Annotated in this window: 13 protein-coding genes; 6 read left to right on the plus strand and 7 right to left on the minus strand. The window is 53.5% G+C overall.

The features are described 5' to 3' along the window. Positions 1-5: 5 nt before the first annotated feature. Positions 6-1,157, minus strand: coding sequence for a histidine kinase (locus tag SIC18_RS07895; protein WP_048346237.1), 1,152 nt, complete (start codon positions 1,155-1,157; stop codon positions 6-8). A gap of 102 nt (positions 1,158-1,259) precedes the next feature. Between SIC18_RS07895 and SIC18_RS07900 the strand changes: the two genes are divergently transcribed. The 3 genes from SIC18_RS07900 to pepN all read left to right on the plus strand — a co-directional run bounded on the left by SIC18_RS07900 (position 1,260) and on the right by pepN (position 5,088). Beyond that, positions 1,260-1,832: a hypothetical protein gene (locus SIC18_RS07900; RefSeq protein WP_048346238.1), complete on the plus strand. Its 573-nt coding sequence runs from the start codon at positions 1,260-1,262 to the stop codon at positions 1,830-1,832. A 67-nt stretch (positions 1,833-1,899) separates the two neighbouring features. Beyond that, on the plus strand, positions 1,900-2,358 hold the full coding sequence (locus tag SIC18_RS07905) for a cAMP phosphodiesterase (protein ID WP_413430525.1): 459 nt from the start codon (positions 1,900-1,902) through the stop codon (positions 2,356-2,358). A gap of 99 nt (positions 2,359-2,457) precedes the next feature. Further along, on the plus strand, positions 2,458-5,088 hold the full coding sequence (gene pepN / locus SIC18_RS07910) for an aminopeptidase N (RefSeq protein ID WP_413429239.1): 2,631 nt from the start codon (positions 2,458-2,460) through the stop codon (positions 5,086-5,088). 111 nt (positions 5,089-5,199) lie between these two features. On the opposite strand, the gene SIC18_RS07915 is transcribed toward pepN, so the two are convergent. Together SIC18_RS07915 and SIC18_RS07920 are read right to left on the minus strand one after the other, a co-directional pair. Beyond that, positions 5,200-6,318, minus strand: coding sequence for a glycoside hydrolase family 10 protein (locus SIC18_RS07915; RefSeq protein WP_048348086.1), 1,119 nt, complete (start codon positions 6,316-6,318; stop codon positions 5,200-5,202). A gap of 70 nt (positions 6,319-6,388) precedes the next feature. Further along, positions 6,389-7,384 carry a ribose-phosphate pyrophosphokinase gene (locus SIC18_RS07920; RefSeq protein WP_048346240.1) on the minus strand — a complete coding sequence of 332 codons (996 nt, stop codon included), beginning with the start codon at positions 7,382-7,384 and terminating at the stop codon, positions 6,389-6,391. Between the two features lie 96 nt (positions 7,385-7,480). On the opposite strand from SIC18_RS07920, the gene SIC18_RS07925 reads away from it, so the two are divergent. Beyond that, positions 7,481-8,020, plus strand: coding sequence for a hypothetical protein (locus SIC18_RS07925; protein WP_048346241.1), 540 nt, complete (start codon positions 7,481-7,483; stop codon positions 8,018-8,020). Between the two features lie 1,735 nt (positions 8,021-9,755). On the opposite strand, the gene SIC18_RS07930 is transcribed toward SIC18_RS07925, so the two are convergent. Beyond that, positions 9,756-10,733: an LCP family protein gene (locus SIC18_RS07930; RefSeq protein WP_413429241.1), complete on the minus strand. Its 978-nt coding sequence runs from the start codon at positions 10,731-10,733 to the stop codon at positions 9,756-9,758. 281 nt (positions 10,734-11,014) lie between these two features. Next, a complete protein-coding gene (locus tag SIC18_RS07935; RefSeq protein WP_250395400.1) occupies positions 11,015-12,055 on the minus strand; it encodes an NAD(P)-dependent oxidoreductase in 1,041 nt (346 codons plus the stop codon). Between the two features lie 196 nt (positions 12,056-12,251). Between SIC18_RS07935 and malQ the strand changes: the two genes are divergently transcribed. Further along, the gene (gene malQ, locus SIC18_RS07940) at positions 12,252-13,778 is read left to right on the plus strand and encodes a 4-alpha-glucanotransferase (RefSeq protein ID WP_413429243.1); all 1,527 of its coding nucleotides are present in this window, start codon (positions 12,252-12,254) and stop codon (positions 13,776-13,778) included. Here malQ and SIC18_RS07945 read toward each other — a convergent pair. After that, positions 13,745-14,593, minus strand: coding sequence for a helix-turn-helix domain-containing protein (locus tag SIC18_RS07945; RefSeq protein WP_413429245.1), 849 nt, complete (start codon positions 14,591-14,593; stop codon positions 13,745-13,747). The two genes, malQ and SIC18_RS07945, sit on opposite strands and share 34 nt — an antisense overlap. A gap of 13 nt (positions 14,594-14,606) precedes the next feature. After that, positions 14,607-15,341 carry a pseudouridine synthase gene (locus SIC18_RS07950; protein WP_413429246.1) on the minus strand — a complete coding sequence of 245 codons (735 nt, stop codon included), beginning with the start codon at positions 15,339-15,341 and terminating at the stop codon, positions 14,607-14,609. Between the two features lie 176 nt (positions 15,342-15,517). Here SIC18_RS07950 and SIC18_RS07955 point away from each other — a divergent pair, with 176 nt between their 5' ends. After that, a complete protein-coding gene (locus tag SIC18_RS07955) occupies positions 15,518-16,483 on the plus strand; it encodes an RpoD/SigA family RNA polymerase sigma factor (protein ID WP_413429247.1) in 966 nt (321 codons plus the stop codon). Positions 16,484-16,485 lie beyond the last annotated feature (2 nt).

Genomic DNA, 16,485 nt, shown 5'->3' on the forward strand with positions numbered 1-16,485 from the left:
TGAAATTACGGTTCAGCCTGACCCTCCGTCAAGACAACGTTCTCCTTCTCTTGACCTTGGCCCTGCCAGATGGGCACGTTGAAGGTGAAACATGCTCCTTTTTCTGGTTCCGAAATCACCCAGATCCTGCCGCCATGCACTTCAACAATGCGTCGGCAAACCGAGAGTCCAACCCCAAACCCAGAAGCCCCGGCTGATGTTTGAGGAAGCCTTACGCGGTCAAGAAAAATGCGCTGTTGCTCTTCTTCCGGAATCCCTGGCCCGCTGTCGCTGATGCTCACCTGCACCCATTGACTGGTTCGATGAAGCATGGTCAATGAGATCAAGCCTCCATTGGGTGTGTACTTCAGAGCGTTTTCCAGCAAATTCAGAAGCACCTGGCGCATTCTGCGCTGATCCGCAAACACCTTGGGGAGATCTGCCGGGATGTCGGTGTGGATGGTCACATCTCTACCGAGCCAAAGTTTCTCCAGTTCGAGAATCGCTTCAGCTGCAACGCTGGCTAAATCCAGCCTTTGAGGGTTGAACAATGCTTCCCAGCGTGTGCTTCCCACTTCCAAGAGATCTTTCGAGAGCAGGGCGATTTCCTCGAGGCGTCGTTTCAGAACATCCCTGAATCGATGGATATCGATCTGGCCTAATTCCTGGCTTTGCACGGCCAAGGTTGCCGCCGTAAGTGGCGTACGCAGTTCATGAGCCACCATCCTCAGCAAGCGCTCTTGAGCCTGCAGACGGTCGATCAACGTTTCGTTTTCCTGACGCAGCACTAATAATTGATCTTCCAGCTGGAGCTCTCGTTGGGTTCTGCTTCCATCCAGCTCTGTGGGCTTCAGGCTTAAACCGAGTCCGCTCACCACCTCGTCTTGCTGCCAGCGAGGCAACCAGCCTCGGAGTTGTTGAAAGATGCTGCTGCCTGCAAAGACTTGCTTGGGTTGTGGTTGCAGCTTCACCAAAGAGGGTGTGACCACCAAGCGGTGGAGTTCCAGCAACTCAGGTTGTTGGGTTGGATCTGAAATTTGAAGGCTGACGTCGAATCCGCAATCTTCGTTCTGCAAAAATTCCACCAACTCACGAAGATCGCGGCTGGACAAATGGTGGCGACCAGCAACGAGTAACAAACTCAGTTTTTGGCGCGGATTGCGATCAATCCCATCCACCGAGAGGGCTTCGCAATGTTGAGACTTACCTTATGGGTTTTTGCTCAGCCTCGCAGATCCGCTAAAAGAAGGAGAACACTCTGTTGTTACTGAGGAGACGGCATGCCCCTTCTGCCGCTTGAACAACGAGGCTCAAACCCACCCAACGGAGCGCCCCCACCTTCTGAGCGCCTGCATCTTGATAGCAATCTGAGGCGGTGGTTTGCGCGCAACCTTGGCCTTTGGCGATCAAGACGTCAGTACCTCTTCAAGAATGAGGAGGTGTTTTTCCTGGACATGATGATCCGGGTTGAGATCTTCTCGGAATTTCAATTCGGTGAGCCCCGCTACCGATTTAGTTGGTGGCCTGAACGCGACACCGACTTTTTTGATCAGAAGCCTCGCTATGAGAAGGCCGGAGTCATGGAAGCCACTTTGATGGGCCACCAACTTCAACGCAATCGTGCTTATCTCGAGCAAACCCCCCATCGCACCCGAATTCGGCAGGTCGATGAACATGAGATGGTGTTTGAATCCCATTACGGAGACTGGGATGTGCAGGAGTACACCCGGCTGATTGATGAGGACCGCTATCGCTCTCGAGCGATTTACAGCTGGCAAAACAACGTGCTCGAGATCGTTGAACATCACCACGAAACAAGGATGGAGGATGCTTCAGCTCCGATCCAGCGCTGAAAAAGATCCGATTTGAATCAGATTGAGTCAAATTTAGACATCTCTCCCCTAGCCCGAAACGGTGAACATGCGGCACCATGGCTGCGTATTCCGGTTTGATCCTTTGCGTCCCTTTAACCGACTCCGTTCTGCTCTGTCGGCACCATTGCTTTTGCTGCCTCTCTGCTTAGCAGGTCCTGCTGCGATGGCTCAGTCGGCCGGCAAGGCGCCCACATCGCCTGCAAGCAATGAAGACGTGTTCCTCTATCGCGGCATGGGGTCGTCCTACGTGTGCAATGCACGCACGGCAGGCATTGAGTTCCCGAAAGCTGTTGGCGTAGCTGCGGCAACCTATGTCCAACTCCTCAATGGACGGCATGGCGGCATGGTTGCATCCACAGGCAGCAAAAAGCTCACCAATGAGCAGTTGTTCGCTGGCGCTGAATTTCAAATCATCACCGGTGCCATGCAGTTCTGTCCCGACAAGGTTCCCGCCGATGTCAAGAAAAAGGTGGAAGAGGCGTTGAAGAAACAGGCTGCCAAATAATCAGCACCAGACGAATGAAAGTGGAGACACCAGCTCCTGGCTTGGTGCCTCCACGGAGTGGACCTCTGCACGCCAAGATCGTTGTAGAGACTCCTGCCCATGGCTTCCGCCTCCACCACTGCTCCGACGATTCGGCTGAAGGATTACAAACCCTTTCCCTTTCGTATTCCATCCATTGCTCTGGATGTGGTGATCGGGTCCGATTCGGTTGAGGTCACCTGTCGAATGGAGCTGACGCCGGTGTTGGGACCGGAGCCCCAAGCGCTTGAGCTTCAAGGGGTGGATTTGCTGTTGCAATCGATCGCGATCGATTGCAACGAGCTCCAGCCTTCCGACTACAGCCTTACCGCGGAAGGACTGGTGATTCATCAGCCCCCGCAGGTGCCGTTTCAGCTCACGACGGTGTGCAGGATTGACCCGCAGGCCAACACTTCGCTGGAGGGCCTCTATGCCAGTGGGGGGATGTTGACCACTCAGTGCGAAGCCGAGGGGTTTAGGCGTATTACGTATCACCCGGATCGCCCCGATGTTCTAAGTCGGTTCAGCGTTCGTATCGAGGCCGATCGCGATCGTTATCCGGTGTTGCTCTCCAATGGCAATGCCTTAAGTGCTGGACCACTCGTTGGTGATCCCTCTCGCCACGAGGTGACATGGGAGGACCCATCCCTGAAGCCCTCCTATCTGTTCGCGCTAGTGGCCGGCGATCTTCGCGAGGTTAGGGATCGGTTTGTGACCCTTTCCGGCCGCAAGGTGAGCTTGAGGCTTCACGTTGAGCCAGGAGATGAGCCCTTCACGGCCCATGCCATGGAGTCGTTGAAACGTTCGATGGCCTGGGATGAGCAGGTTTATGGCTTGGAATATGACCTTGATGAGTTCAACACCGTTGCGGTGCGCCACTTCAACATGGGGGCGATGGAGAATAAGAGTCTCAATATTTTTAACTCCAAGTTGGTTCTTGCCGATGCTGAAACAGCATCAGATGCCGAACTGGAGCGCATTGAAAGTGTTGTTGCCCACGAGTACTTTCATAATTGGTCTGGAAATCGCATCACCTGCCGTGATTGGTTCCAGCTCTCCTTAAAGGAAGGACTCACCGTCTTTAGGGATCAATGTTTCACCGCTGATCTTCATTCAGAGGCCTTAAAGAGGATTGAAGATGCAGCCATGCTCCGCAATACGCAGTTTCGAGAAGATGCGGGGCCAACAGCCCATCCGGTCAAGCCAGATGCCTATCAGGCGATCGACAATTTTTATACCACCACGATTTACGAGAAGGGCGCTGAGTTGATTCGCATGCTCAGAACTCTTCTGGGTGAGAAACGATTCATGCGTGGTATGGCTCTCTATTTCAAACGCCATGACGGTGAAGCTGCCACGACGGACGACTTTGTATCGGCGATTGCTGAAGGTGCGTGCATTGAAGGTGAACGCCTTGGTTTTGATTTAGATCAGTTCAAGCGTTGGTATGACCAAGCTGGTACTCCCACGGTGACCGTGAAACGTGACTGGGATGCCACTCGCGGGCTCTTGCGCCTAAGACTGCGTCAAAGCACACCGCCAACGCCGGGGCAACCAGATAAGCAGCCCCTTGTGATTCCCTTGCTCTGGGCCCTGGTCCCTGCCAATGGTGTGCCTGGGGAAGAACAGCTCCTCGTCTTGGATCAGGAGGAGCAAACGCTTGAGCTCACGGGTCTGCCCTGTTCAGAACAGCCCCCTGCCCTTTCCCTTTTCCGGCAATTTTCTGCTCCAGTGCATTGGGAGGCGGGTCAAGAGCCAGCTGAGCTGTTCACCCTTTTGGCTTGTGATAACGATCCTTTCGCCCGTTGGGATGCGGGACAACAACTGTGGAGAAGGGTGTTGCTGGCTCGGGCATCTGGAAGCCCGAATGCCGATCTGGAACACCAGATGCTGGAGGCGTTGACCGTGCTCCTGGCCCCAGATGGAGAACAGGATCCTGCGGTGCTTTCCACTTTGATGGCATTCCCTGGTGGCCCTGAGTTGGAAGCACTCCAGCAGGAGGCTGATCCGCCAGCTCTCTATCGAGCGGCTTGCGAGCTCCGCGAGCAATTGAGTCAATCTTTGGCGCCACTGCTGCGCGAGCGGCTGAATGGTGTGGCGGCCGATCTTGACTTGGCTTGGCCCGAAGGGCAGGGACAGAGACAACTCACCGGTTTGATCTGGGCCTGGCTAGCCGCAGCCGGTGATTCAACGGTGCGCGCCGCTGCTGTGACTGCTGTGAGTGGTCCTTCAATGACCTTGGCTCGCGCAGCTCTGAAGGCGCTACAGCCTTTGGATTGCCCAGAACGCGAGGAAGCGTTGCGCCAATTCCACGACCGTTGGCAAGAGAAGCCAGTGATCTTTGACAGTTGGTTTGCTTTGGAAGCGTCGACGCCTCGCGCAGATGGTTTGCAACGTGTCACCTCTCTCTTGCAGCATCCGCGGTTTGATCCGATGGCGCCCAATGCTGTGCGTGCGGTGTTGGGAGGATTCGCTGGCAACCTTTTGGTGTTTCACGCGGACGATGGCAGCGGTTATCGCTTCATGGCTGAACAAATCATTGCCTTGGATCAGCGCAATGCGATTACCGCGTCGCGTTTGGCCAAGGTTTTCAGCCGCTGGGGTACATACAGCAGCAAGCGTCAAGCGCTTGTGAAGGCAGCGCTGGATCAACTCTCCGCGGCTCAGCTTTCCTCTAACACCCGCGAAGTGGTTGAGATGATGTTGGGGTAAGGTCCGCTCTAGCCATCAGCATTGATGCTTGAAAGGGAAGCTCGTATTTGATTCTCTTGTCTGTCTTTTCAGTGGTTGTAATGAAAATGCTGAATTGATTTCAGGCCTTAATCATTGTTGATTCCCCATCTGTTTAAATACTTCTTGACGGTATTGAGCCCCCTCGGGACCTGCATGTTTTCCCCACAATCCTTCCCAGTAAAAGTAAATCACTCCGTAACCACGATCATTCGCTAGCCGCACCTTTTCCTTCAAAACATCCATCGAGGTTGTTCGTTTGCCAAAGCCTGCCAAGACGCCAATCTGGATGGGGATGCCCCATTCGCGGGCTTTCCGTAAGGCGGGTTGGTCAAGATCTTTGGCATAACCCCTGAGCGAATAGGCATAGTTTTGAACGACGAGATCATCAATCAGCTGTCCAACGGCCCAGAGCTCCCAATCTTGAAGCCAGTTGTTATAAGCAAACCTGAATGGACCTGGTGAAAGGCTGATTCGCACGGGCAACGACTCTTGCTCCAGGCGAATGCGCAGGTCGCGAAGTAGACCGGTGAGTTTGCGGCGACGCCAGGTCATCCAATAACGATTGGTGTAGTCGCGGGGGGGAGCAATGCCGAATTCATTTTGATAAAGCGTTGATGTGTAAGGGTCGTAGCCCAATTCCACAGGCCAAGCAAAGTGGTCATCGAGTTGCAGTCCGTCCATCCGGCAGCGTTTCATCACTTCCACCACGAGGCCGATGAATCGCTCGCGGACTTGTGGGTGCGCAGGATTGAGCCACACCATCTCTTTGCCGTGCATCGTCATCACCGGGTCACCATTGGCCCGTGACAACACCCAGTCCGGATTGTCTTGCACGACCTCTGCGGAGGCGGGCTCCATGAGTCCGTACTCAAACCAGGGGACCACTTTCATCCCGCGTTTGTGAGCTTCCTTGCTCAGGGTGCAAATGGGATCAACCTTGATACCAGCGGTCTTTAGGGCTGGCTCCAGCGGGGCAAAGTCACTGGAGTGAAACGTCGTTCCACGACTCCAAACATTGGGATAAAGCACGGAGAATCCTGCTTCCTCAAGCTCATCAATGGCTTTCTTGATGTTCCGTTGGTCGTAGTAAAGCGGGCTAGGGCTATTGGTTAGCCAGACCCCTAGGGCCTGTTTTCGCTCAACACGCGGTAAACGACTTTTGCTCAGCAGGATGTTGGTGCTCTGGCCAAACGTGGCTGGAGGAGCCATGAGCAGGGTGAATGGCAAGCTGAGTGCCCAAAAAAAGTGTCTCAACAGCACAGATCAAGCTTGGGTTGAGTTAGCGGAACATCGAGCTAACAGAACTCTCCTCATGGATGCGCCAAATTGCTTCGCCGAGCATGTTGGCGACAGACAGCACATGCAGCTGGGGAAAGGTGTGATTGGATGCGATTGGGATGCTGTTGGTGACCACAACCTGTTCAAACAGGCCCTCTGCCGACAAACGTTCGATCGCTGGTGGAGAGAAGACGGGATGGGTGGCACAAGCGATGACGCCTGTCGCACCTTGATCTCTCAGCAACTTGGCACCGGAGCAGATCGTGCCTCCGGTATCGATCATGTCGTCGATCAGGATCGCCGTGCGGCCACTGACATCACCAATGACTGTGAGGCTTTCAGCCATGTTGTGACCGGTGCGGCGCTTGTCGATGATGGCCAGAGGAGCACCGTTCATTTGTTTGGCAAAGGCCCTGGCCCTTGCTACGCCACCGACGTCAGGCGACACGACCACCACCTCTCCCAGGTCTTGGGCGGAGAGGTAATCGACAAGCACCGGAGAGCCGTAAATGTGATCACAGGGTATATCAAAATATCCCTGGGTTTGAGCTGAGTGCAGATCCATCGCCAGCACCCGATCGACTCCCGACTTCACGAGCAGATTGGCGGTGAGCTTGGCTGCAATGGATTCCCGACCGGCTGTTTTGCGGTCCGCGCGTGCGTAGCCGTAGTAGGGAACCACCGCGGTGATCTGTCGTGCCGATGCCCTTCTGCAGGCATCCACCATGATCAACAGCTCCATCAGGTTGTCGTTCACCGGAGCGCAAGTGGGTTGGATCAGGAAGACATCGCAGCCGCGAATCGATTCCTGAATTTGAACGTACAGCTCACCATCGGCGAAACGTTTACACACCTTGGGGCCGTCAGGCACTCCGAGGTATGCCGCAATTTCCCTTGCGAGTGCAGGGTTTGAGGTGCCGCTAAATAGGCGAAGACGTCGGGTGTCGTGCTGCAACGTCTCTTGCTCGGCTCGGGCAGCAGTGAGAAAACTTGTCACGATGCCCGCGCTTGAGATCGGCGATAAACCGATCGTAGTGGTGCATCGTCTTCCTATCCATAAACGGTGCGGATCGGATCTTCCTAATGTCGCTTGATGCTTGATTTCACCTTGGCTCTTGTAGGAGCTGGCCCCCTTCCTGAGCTCTCGATGCGCGAGGGTGCTCAACAGCTCGCCAATCGCTTTTCGGCCGAGTTGGTGCCATTGGCCTGTGGGTCGGATCCTCAAACCGGTTTGCAAGCCCTGGCATCGCGTCAGCACGAACGAAGCCGACCCACATTGCTGCTCTTAAGCGGTGATGCGGCGATGGCGCATGGCTCTACTGGAAGTTGGCTTGATGCTCTTGCTGCTTGGCGATGTCCTGTTTTGTTGTTAGCCCAGCCCAATGCAGCTGGTTTGATCCCTGGTTTGGCACCTGCCTCAGTCGCCCTGTGCCACTCGCTGAACATCCCTTTGGTTGGTGTGGCGCAACTTGGAGGCAGCTGGGATCTTGCGGCCCGGCGCATGGATGGCTTGCCTTGGTGTGGCCTCTTGGACACAAGAGATGCTGGTGGGCTTGTCTCTGATGCGCTGGTCCGTTCTATTCAGCAGCGATGGAAACGTCTGAATCCAGGAATGAACGCTTTGATGCGTTGATTGGCACAACTTGCGCATCATGGTTGATGCCAAGCAGGGAATACACCCTTGAAGGTGGATCAAGGGTGGTTGACCTGGGTGAACTGAGATGCAGAGACACAACGTCATGCCCTGCGACGATTCTCAAGTTGGTCTCAATCGAGACAGACGAAGGGCGTCGCGAGGGGGATGATTATTGTGTCTTCAAGTTCCTCCTATGGGCTTTCTTGCTGTCGCTAGTTGCTTGGCTCTTGCGGCTGTCGTATCGAATGCGCTGATTGAGAACTTGTGACTTGGATGTCCCTTGTGTTTGCTTAGGAGTACTTTGCCTATATTGCTGAATTCTTTAGGTATGAGAGCTGATATCCGTCGGCTATGATGCCTGTTTGTCTGGTCAAAAGCTTACAAGCTTAGTATATTTATAGTCAGCAATAATAGATTTTAGTTGTTAATTGGTAGGTCTCTTTTGCCTGCTCCTCGGTGTTCGTTGCTCCAAGGGGTGTCGAGTATATTTAGCAAGGTAAGTAGTGTCTATTCGGTTTGCGATTGATTTGGTCGTCAATCCATAGATTGCTTTGCCGTATCAATCAGTGTTGCGTAAATGTTGCGTTGCTGTGACGAACTCGTGGTATTAAAAAGTGCTATCTGCACTTTTCGGGCATTTGTTGATTGCGTCGCTCGATTAATATTTGGTTATTCATGCCGTAAGGATGCATCGTTGGGTCGCTTACTCGATCCTCTGCCTTGCAGGCTGGAATTGGTTAGGCTGATCTGTTTGCGTAGATAGAATTTACCGATTCCGGATCTTTCAGCGCTGTTAACCAATCTGTTAGTTGTTATCTACTCCAACCTTTCTAAATTCTTCCTATTAGGGCGCCTCAAGTTCAGGGCTGATATCTAAATTTGTTTGAATTGAGTTGTCTCATTGAAGTGAATGGCTTCTTTCTTCGTTCAAAGTCAGAAGGATAGAGTAATCACTAGTTCTGTCAATTAACTTGAAATAATTAATGGGCTCTTGTTGGGCTAGGCCCAATGGAGTCTATCTGCGTTCAGTTTTTATGTGTCTTCTTGCTCTTGGCGTGAGAGTGCTTGGATGACAGATGAAGCAGGTTTGACGCCTTCGATTGATCCTCGGTTTTGGTGAGTTTTGTAACCAGATTCCAGGTGTCCTGTGGTGATAGTTCTCCCTCGTCGCTCCACTTAAGGCTGGAAAGGTGATGCGCCGACATGATGATTTGAACCAGTTGAGAAAATTTAGTAGAAGTAGCAGTGCTCCCGTTAGCGTTTGACCACCTTGTTAACAGGAGAAATAATGAAGAACGTTCAATTGGATACAAAGAGTTCCAGAAATGTTCACGATTGACTTTATCGTTTCAAGATCTTGTTTTGTCGGCGACAATTGTCAGGGTGTAACTAGAGGCGATCGCTGTTCCTCGAACGACAGCTTTTCGTTGTTTTGGCTTCTGTAAGGTGCCGATAGTGTCTACATTGAGGCTGGATTTAAAATGGCGCGATAATTGTTTTGGCGAGAATAGTAAACCTTGCTGTGGCTCAACTCGTTTCCCAGTCAATCTCGTTATTCAGTGATGATCCTGTACTCGTAGTTGATTTTGCCTAATCGTTCTGACTGTCTGGACTGACGCAGGCGGTTCTTTTTGGCCATTGCGGGTTATGTGGTAACGGATGCCGCATCCGTCACATTCGATTGATGGGAAAATATTTCAGTGAGTCAGTTAAGGATTACACCCATGCTCGATCAGTTCTGAGCGGGCCAGATTGGCAGGCTCATATCTGGCTTCAATTCGCGCAGCCTCTGTTGACCGGCTCGAGGTGCAAGAGGAAGCTCCGTAATGACCGGTGGCGAGGGAGCGCTGATTGCCGCCGCCATCAGGCTTAACATCTCTGTAGTGCTGATGTCTGTGGTGACCTGATTAGAGAACACATTCAATAGCTCAGGTACCACTGTGAAGGCATCGATTTCAGCTAACTGCTGATGCACTCCTTGGAGAAGCAGGCGTTGTCTCGCCCGTCTCTGATGATCTTCATTGGGCTTGGGTTTATGACGCGCGAGTTGTTCTGCCTGCGCGCCATTGAGTGTTTGCAGTCCTGCTTGCAGATTCACCTTGTAACCCTGGGACTTGTCCTCGTACTTGTAGGTCTGATTCAGGGTGACTTCGATGTCTCCAAGTCCTTCTACGAATCTGCGCAAGCTTTGCCTGGAGAGGATTAAATAGCGATCTGGCTTGTTCGCCGGCAGTTCGATGAGCTCGCTAACAACGTCGGAGGTCAGCGCGATTCCACCATATTTCCAAGTTGTGGAAAGAGCTTGCATCTCCTCGATTCCTGGCAGTTGAACTGCCAGTTCTGTCGGCAATTGCAAAACTTGAACAGGTTGTTTTGAGCCGATATTGACCAACATCAAGCTGTCGGCGTTGCTGGTACCTTCCGGCGCTGCTTGGTTGGATGTGGCATTAATGGTGTCGGCATCGAGGCCCACAACCAGCACCATCACGGCTTGTTCTGGGAGCGGAGCGAGAGTTAAAGATCCGTTGGACGACTGCACATCGGCCCCTACGGGGTCTGGTTTGGGCCAAACCATGGCAAGCGCTGTGCCCGCTAAAGCCGTGCCAAACAAGGCAGCACCAATTCTCAGGAGACTGCGCCCGGGGCGGTCGCCTAACCAGCCTTTGCTCGGCTTTTGCTGCGAGTCCTCACTCAACGCTGGATCCCCCATGCGTGATGGTTTGATGATTGATCAGACAGTCTTGCTCAGTCTCGCTGAATTGGGAAACAGAGGAGAGGTCTAGGGGCGAGCTGAGATTAGATGTTGATCAGAGATGAGTGACTTGATTGAATCAGTTGTCTGTGTGAGTCTGACGGGTGTAAATTAATTCGTTAGAAGGCTGGTTTCGAGAAGATAATAATCAAGCCATCAAGATAAAGACCTTGAATGTTGTTTGTTGATTATGATTGAGTTATTTGCTGTCGCCTCTCTGGGCGATGTTTGGTGTCTTTTTAAAAAAGAGCAGCATCGCCTAGTTCTTGTCCAGCCATTCCCTCTTTGTTGACCCTTGCGAAAAACTGTTCGAGGGTGTCATCACCAAAAGAGGGGGTTGCCTCGGGGTCATAGCAATTACGTTTCTCGTTCCAAACCAGCATGGATTCACTGGCGTAATAACAACCGATACGGGCGAATTCGGCTGTGTCTTCTACCCCTGGTATCAGCATTGCCACTTTTTCTAAAATGGCAGTTGGAGCATTCATGACTGCTATCGGTAATGAGAGCATTCTGGGCGAGCGGCCTAGGACTTTAAAGAGTATTTCCCCTTGTTCGCGTGCGCTGAGCGCGGGGCCTGGCCCGCCGATGGGCAACACTTGATTGACTTTGTCAGCTTCATTTACACAATTGGCTAAGAAGCATGCAAGATCTTTTTCACTGATTGGCTTGCAACTTGTTAGCTCTCCATTTCCAAACATGACATATGGTGCGCCTTTCTTGCAGCTCTCAAATTGGGCGGCAATGCTTTTGAAAAAAGCTGTTGGGCGAACGATCGTATGAGTGATTTCTGTGTCTTCCCTGAGCCGGGTTTCGAAGGCAAGTTTCGCTTTTTGAAATTCTAAAATTGGCTTTTGTACGCAGATGGCTGAAAGCATCACGAAATGCGCTACACCAGCCTTTTTCCCTTCGTTGTAGGTGTTGAGATTGGCTTCATAATCGATTGCCCATGAATCTTTTTTGCCGCCCGTTCTCGATGCAAGGCAAGAAATCACCACATCAGTGGGTTCATTGAAGGCATGGGTTGCAAGTGAAGCCGGATTGGTCACATCGCCAAACCTGACCTCTGCGTCAGGGAAATCGGCTACGACGTCTGCTTTGCCTTTGCGTCCTCCAATTCCACTGGAGTCGCGGGCAAATGCCATCACTTGATATCCGCGCTTTACCAGTTCTCTCACGACAAATCGTCCGATGTACCCAGTGGCCCCGAAGACGGCCACCCGCACTTGATCTGGAGAACGTTCTCGAAAATCATGGCGCGGTGAGAGGGGGGCGAGCACGTCGTTAACAGATTGATCTGAATCAACGCTAGGGCGTGAATCTTCCGTTTTCAAACGAAGCGAGTTGGTAGATCTCAGTGATTGCGATGGGCTTGAGGGAAGAGCTTCGATGCTTGTTGAGACGCTCCGTAAGATCACAAAGGTCGGATCATTTGGATTCCCTTCGACCGTCCGGCACCCCGAATGATTTGCTTCGATGGTTAATCACTCCAGAAGCGAAAGGGATCGGCGGGTTGGTGTGCTCCTTCACCCCACAGCTTTGCCGGACTCACCGGTGTGTGGAAGCTTTGGACGATCAGCCCGTGAATGGTTGAAGGCTTTGGCGAGCCATGGCGTCAGCGTTTGGCAGATTTTGCCCCTTGCTCCGCCTGATGGCACGGGGTCGCCGTACAGCTCACCCTCCAGTTTTGCCTTAAATCCTTGGCTCCTGGATGCCAAAGATTTGGCAGAAGAAAGCTTTGTGGCATCCAGTGATCTTGGGCGTCTCCCCGGTGCTGATGCCAAGGCGGAATCGACCGTCGTACTGGACTTTCAACTGGCCGATGCGCGTGCTGCTGCACTGGGCCGCGCGCTTGCAGCCCATTGGCCTCAGCAATCCTCTCTGCGCCAACAACAATTTCAACGGTGGAGGGCTGACCAAAGCCATTGGCTGACAGATCACGTCAATTTCGTGGTTCTGCGTGATCAACACAACGGTTTGCCTTGGTGGTCTTGGCCCCATCCGCTCGCTGTGCAGCAACCTGCTGCCTTGGCTCAATGGCGGCTTCAGCATGGTGAGGCTCTGCTCGAGCAGGAACTTCTCCAGTGGCATCTGGATCGACAGTGGCAATGCCTGCGCGTGCAAGCTCGAGATTTAAACATCGAGATTCTTGGTGATCTGCCCTTTTATGTGGCTCGCGATAGTGCTGATGTTTGGAGTCATCGATCCTTATTTTCGATTGCTGCGGATGGACGCTTACGGCTTCAAAGCGGAGTTCCACCCGACTATTTTTCGGAGACTGGTCAGCTCTGGGGGACGCCTGTTTATAGCTGGGCTCGACATCGACGAACTGGATTTCGTTGGTGGCGTAATCGCTTAAAGCGCCAGTGGAGGCTTGCTGATCGGTTGCGCTTGGATCATTTCCGCGCTTTGGCTGGTTTTTGGGCGGTCCCCGGCGATGACGACACGGCTCAAAATGGGGTCTGGCAGCGTTCACCCGGCCATGAGTTGTTGCAACTCCTACGTCGGGACGCGGGTGGGACGCTTCCCATCGTTGCCGAAGATCTTGGCGTGATCACGCCGGATGTGGAACGGCTCCGTGATCGCTTTCATTTACCCGGAATGAAAGTTCTGCAGTTCGCCTTTGATGGCAATCCCAGCAACCCCTATTTGCCGAGCAATATCAATGGCCGCCAGTGGGTGGTGTACACCGGTACCCATGACAACCCCACAACGATGGGGTGGTGGCAGCGACTTGATGAATCGTCTAGGCGGCAGGTGGGTGAGTTGCTGGGGTGTCACGTTGAAGCACCCGGATGGCAATTGATGGAACTCGGGATGGAAACATCCGCTGAACTCGTGGTGTCTCCGTTACAGGATTTGCTGCATTTGGATGATCAAGCTCGCTTCAATACTCCAGGCACTGTTGGCGGCAATTGGTGCTGGAGGATGAGCGCTTTTGATGAGGCCTTGCAGGGTGCTCTTAAGGGTTACGGCGAAAGAGCTGCGGCCTGGGGCAGGTGATAGGAGCCCGGTTGATTGGTTTTAGGAGCGAGCTCCTGTCCGTTCCAGCTCACGGAGTCGGTCTCGCCAGGAGGCGGTTTGATGCTCAGGTCAACCGGGGGTAGAAGCTGCAAGGTCACGGTTCCGGTGGCACCCTGAAGGTTGGTTCGATCTCCTCCTTCACTGCTTAGGCTGATCTGCCGTGGTTGGTTGAGGTTGATCGCTAAAACGCCGGGTCTTGTGCGTTGATCGAGAGGTAGAGGCGTTTGGTCTGGCCAGGCCGTGACCACGTCTTCCAACGGGCGCAAGCCCTGCAAGATCTGATCAGAGTCGAGCGGTGTATTGATCGGGATTGGCCTTGGCGAGAAGGCATTGATGTTGATCAGGTGACGTTGTTGATGGTTCAAGGCCAGAATCGATCCGATCATCACAGCGCCGTAGACCACGCTCCCTTGCCAGGTGGTAAAGATATCGATGCTGCCGAGTGTGAAACGGGTTCTTCGACCATTGGTCGCGAAGCGATTCGATCCTGGTCTGTTAGGCAGGGCTCCACTAAGGCTGTTGGTTGGAAGGTCGAAATAGGATTCCAATCGCTGCAACATCGCCACGAGATAGGCGGGTTCTGGGAGGCGGTCTTGCCAGCCGCGTTCAAGGGCTTCTAGGACCGGCGTTGTGATTCTCACCTCTTTCGAAAGCTCTCTCATGCTGAGACCCTTTCGTTCCCTTTGTTCTCGCAGCAGTTGTCCTGCTTCCTCTAGAGAGTTGTTGAGGCTCTCAACAGACGTGGGCGTGTGTGGCGGGTTTTTGCGACGTCGCCAAGGGAGGGGAAACTTCATCTCGGCGATGCCGTTATGAGGAGCACTCGTTCCGTTCCAAACGGATGGAGTTCCATTCTGAACGTGTTAACTCACGCCAGTGGCCCTCCGGCAAAGAACCGAGATCAATGGAGGAGATCGCTGTTCGTTGAAGATCCAACACCGGGTGGCCAAGAGCATCGGCCACTCTGCGGATTTGGCGATTCCTTCCCTCCCTGAGAATCACTTTTAAAAGGGATTGGTTCGCTCCTTGTTTCAGCAGAGACACCTCTGCCGGTTGTGTGGGTACGCCATCCAATTCCACGCCGTTGCACCAGCGATTCAGTGTTGCGTTGGTGGGCGTACCTCTGACCTGAACCTTGTAGGTCTTGCTGTGGGCGTAGCGGGGGTGAGTGAGCTGCAAGGTGATCGCGCCTTGATTGGTTAAGAGGAGTGCTCCTCGGCTGTCTCCATCCAGCCGACCAACGGGGTGGAGACCTCGCCGGAGAGCCTGTGGGATGAGGTCGAGAACAGTTTCACGTCCTTGCGGATCACTGCAGCTGCTGATCACACCCCGGGGTTTGTTGAGCAGGAGCAGCCTGGGACTCGATGCCTGAGAGAGGGGACGGCCATCCACCTCGATGCGGTCGATGTTTGGATCGGCTTGGTCGCCAAGTCCAGCTGTGACTTGATTCACCTTGACCCTGCCTTCGCGCAAAAGCTCTTCAGCGTGTCGTCGCGAACAGATCCCTGCAGCTGCGATCAGTTTTTGCAACCGTTGGCGGGTCACCAGCTCACTCCTTGACACCGATCAGTGATCATCGTTGAACAGCGCAAAGGCCTTCGTCTCTTCCGCTGTTTTGATCCCGTCATGGCTCATTCTGTTAAGTCGAAAACGGGGGCGACAACGTGAAGAAAATCGGAAAAAGTGGTAGTTTAGGAAACGGAAGTGTTTCGTAATTGCTGATGGCGCCCTTGGCTCTGCTTCCTGATGCTGACCTTGTGCGTTCGTATTTACGAGACATCGGCCGAGTGCCGTTGTTGAGTCATCAGCAGGAGATCACCCTGGGCCGTCAGGTGCAGGAGTTGATGGATTTAGAGGCGTTAGAAGCGGAACTCAAGGATCAGCGTGGTGGAGAGGAGGTTGCCAGAGATGAGTTCGCCAAAGCTGCAGGTGTGAGTGCGGCGCAACTGAAGCGAAAGCTGCAGGCGGGCCGCCGCGCCAAGGAGCGGATGGTGGCGGCCAACCTGAGGTTGGTGGTGAGCGTCGCCAAGAAATACACCAAGAGGAATATGGAACTGCTGGATCTGATCCAGGAGGGAACGATTGGTTTGGTGCGTGGAGTGGAGAAATTTGATCCGACCCGCGGCTACAAGTTCAGTACCTATGCGTACTGGTGGATTCGTCAGGGCATCACCCGCGCGATTGCGGAGAAGAGCCGAACGATTCGCCTGCCGATCCATATCACCGAAATGCTGAACAAGCTGAAGAAAGGCCAACGGGAGTTGAGCCAAGAGCTGGGCCGCACGCCATCGGTGACGGAACTGGCGTCCTTTGTGGAACTTCCAGAGGAGGAGGTGAAGGATCTGATGTGCCGTGCCCGCCAGCCTGTGAGTTTGGAGATGAAGGTGGGGGATGGCGATGACACCGAGCTGCTGGAATTGTTGGCGGGTGATGCGGAGTTGCCGTCAGAACAGGTGGAAGGTGAATGCTTGAAGGGAGACCTGCGGGATCTGTTGAGCCAGCTGCCTGAATTGCAGGGAAAAGTGTTGCGAATGCGCTATGGAATGGATGGGGAGGAGCCGATGAGTCTCACGGGTATTGCTAAATCCATGAAGATGAGTCGCGATCGGACGCGAAGACTCGAGCGTGAAGGCTTGGAGATGCTCCGTCGCGGTGACGAACAACTCCAGGCCTATGTCCTTGTTTAAAA

The sequence above is a fragment of the Synechococcus sp. Cu2B8-bc1011 genome, from assembly GCF_047302735.1.
Classification (GTDB): domain Bacteria; phylum Cyanobacteriota; class Cyanobacteriia; order PCC-6307; family Cyanobiaceae; genus Synechococcus_C.

Excerpts from the sequence above, each read along its gene's own strand:
- SIC18_RS07905 (WP_413430525.1), top strand. The coding sequence starts at position 1,900 with ATGCGGCACCATGGCTGCGTATTCCGGTTTGATCCTTTGCGTCCCTTT.
- SIC18_RS07915 (WP_048348086.1), bottom strand. The coding sequence starts at position 6,318 with ATGGCTCCTCCAGCCACGTTTGGCCAGAGCACCAACATCCTGCTGAGC.
- SIC18_RS07925 (WP_048346241.1), top strand. The coding sequence starts at position 7,481 with ATGCTTGATTTCACCTTGGCTCTTGTAGGAGCTGGCCCCCTTCCTGAG.
- pepN (WP_413429239.1), top strand. The coding sequence starts at position 2,458 with ATGGCTTCCGCCTCCACCACTGCTCCGACGATTCGGCTGAAGGATTAC.
- SIC18_RS07945 (WP_413429245.1), bottom strand. The coding sequence starts at position 14,593 with ATGAAGTTTCCCCTCCCTTGGCGACGTCGCAAAAACCCGCCACACACG.
- malQ (WP_413429243.1), top strand. The coding sequence starts at position 12,252 with ATGGTTAATCACTCCAGAAGCGAAAGGGATCGGCGGGTTGGTGTGCTC.
- SIC18_RS07900 (WP_048346238.1), top strand. The coding sequence starts at position 1,260 with ATGCCCCTTCTGCCGCTTGAACAACGAGGCTCAAACCCACCCAACGGA.
- SIC18_RS07930 (WP_413429241.1), bottom strand. The coding sequence starts at position 10,733 with ATGGGGGATCCAGCGTTGAGTGAGGACTCGCAGCAAAAGCCGAGCAAA.
- SIC18_RS07955 (WP_413429247.1), top strand. The coding sequence starts at position 15,518 with ATGGCGCCCTTGGCTCTGCTTCCTGATGCTGACCTTGTGCGTTCGTAT.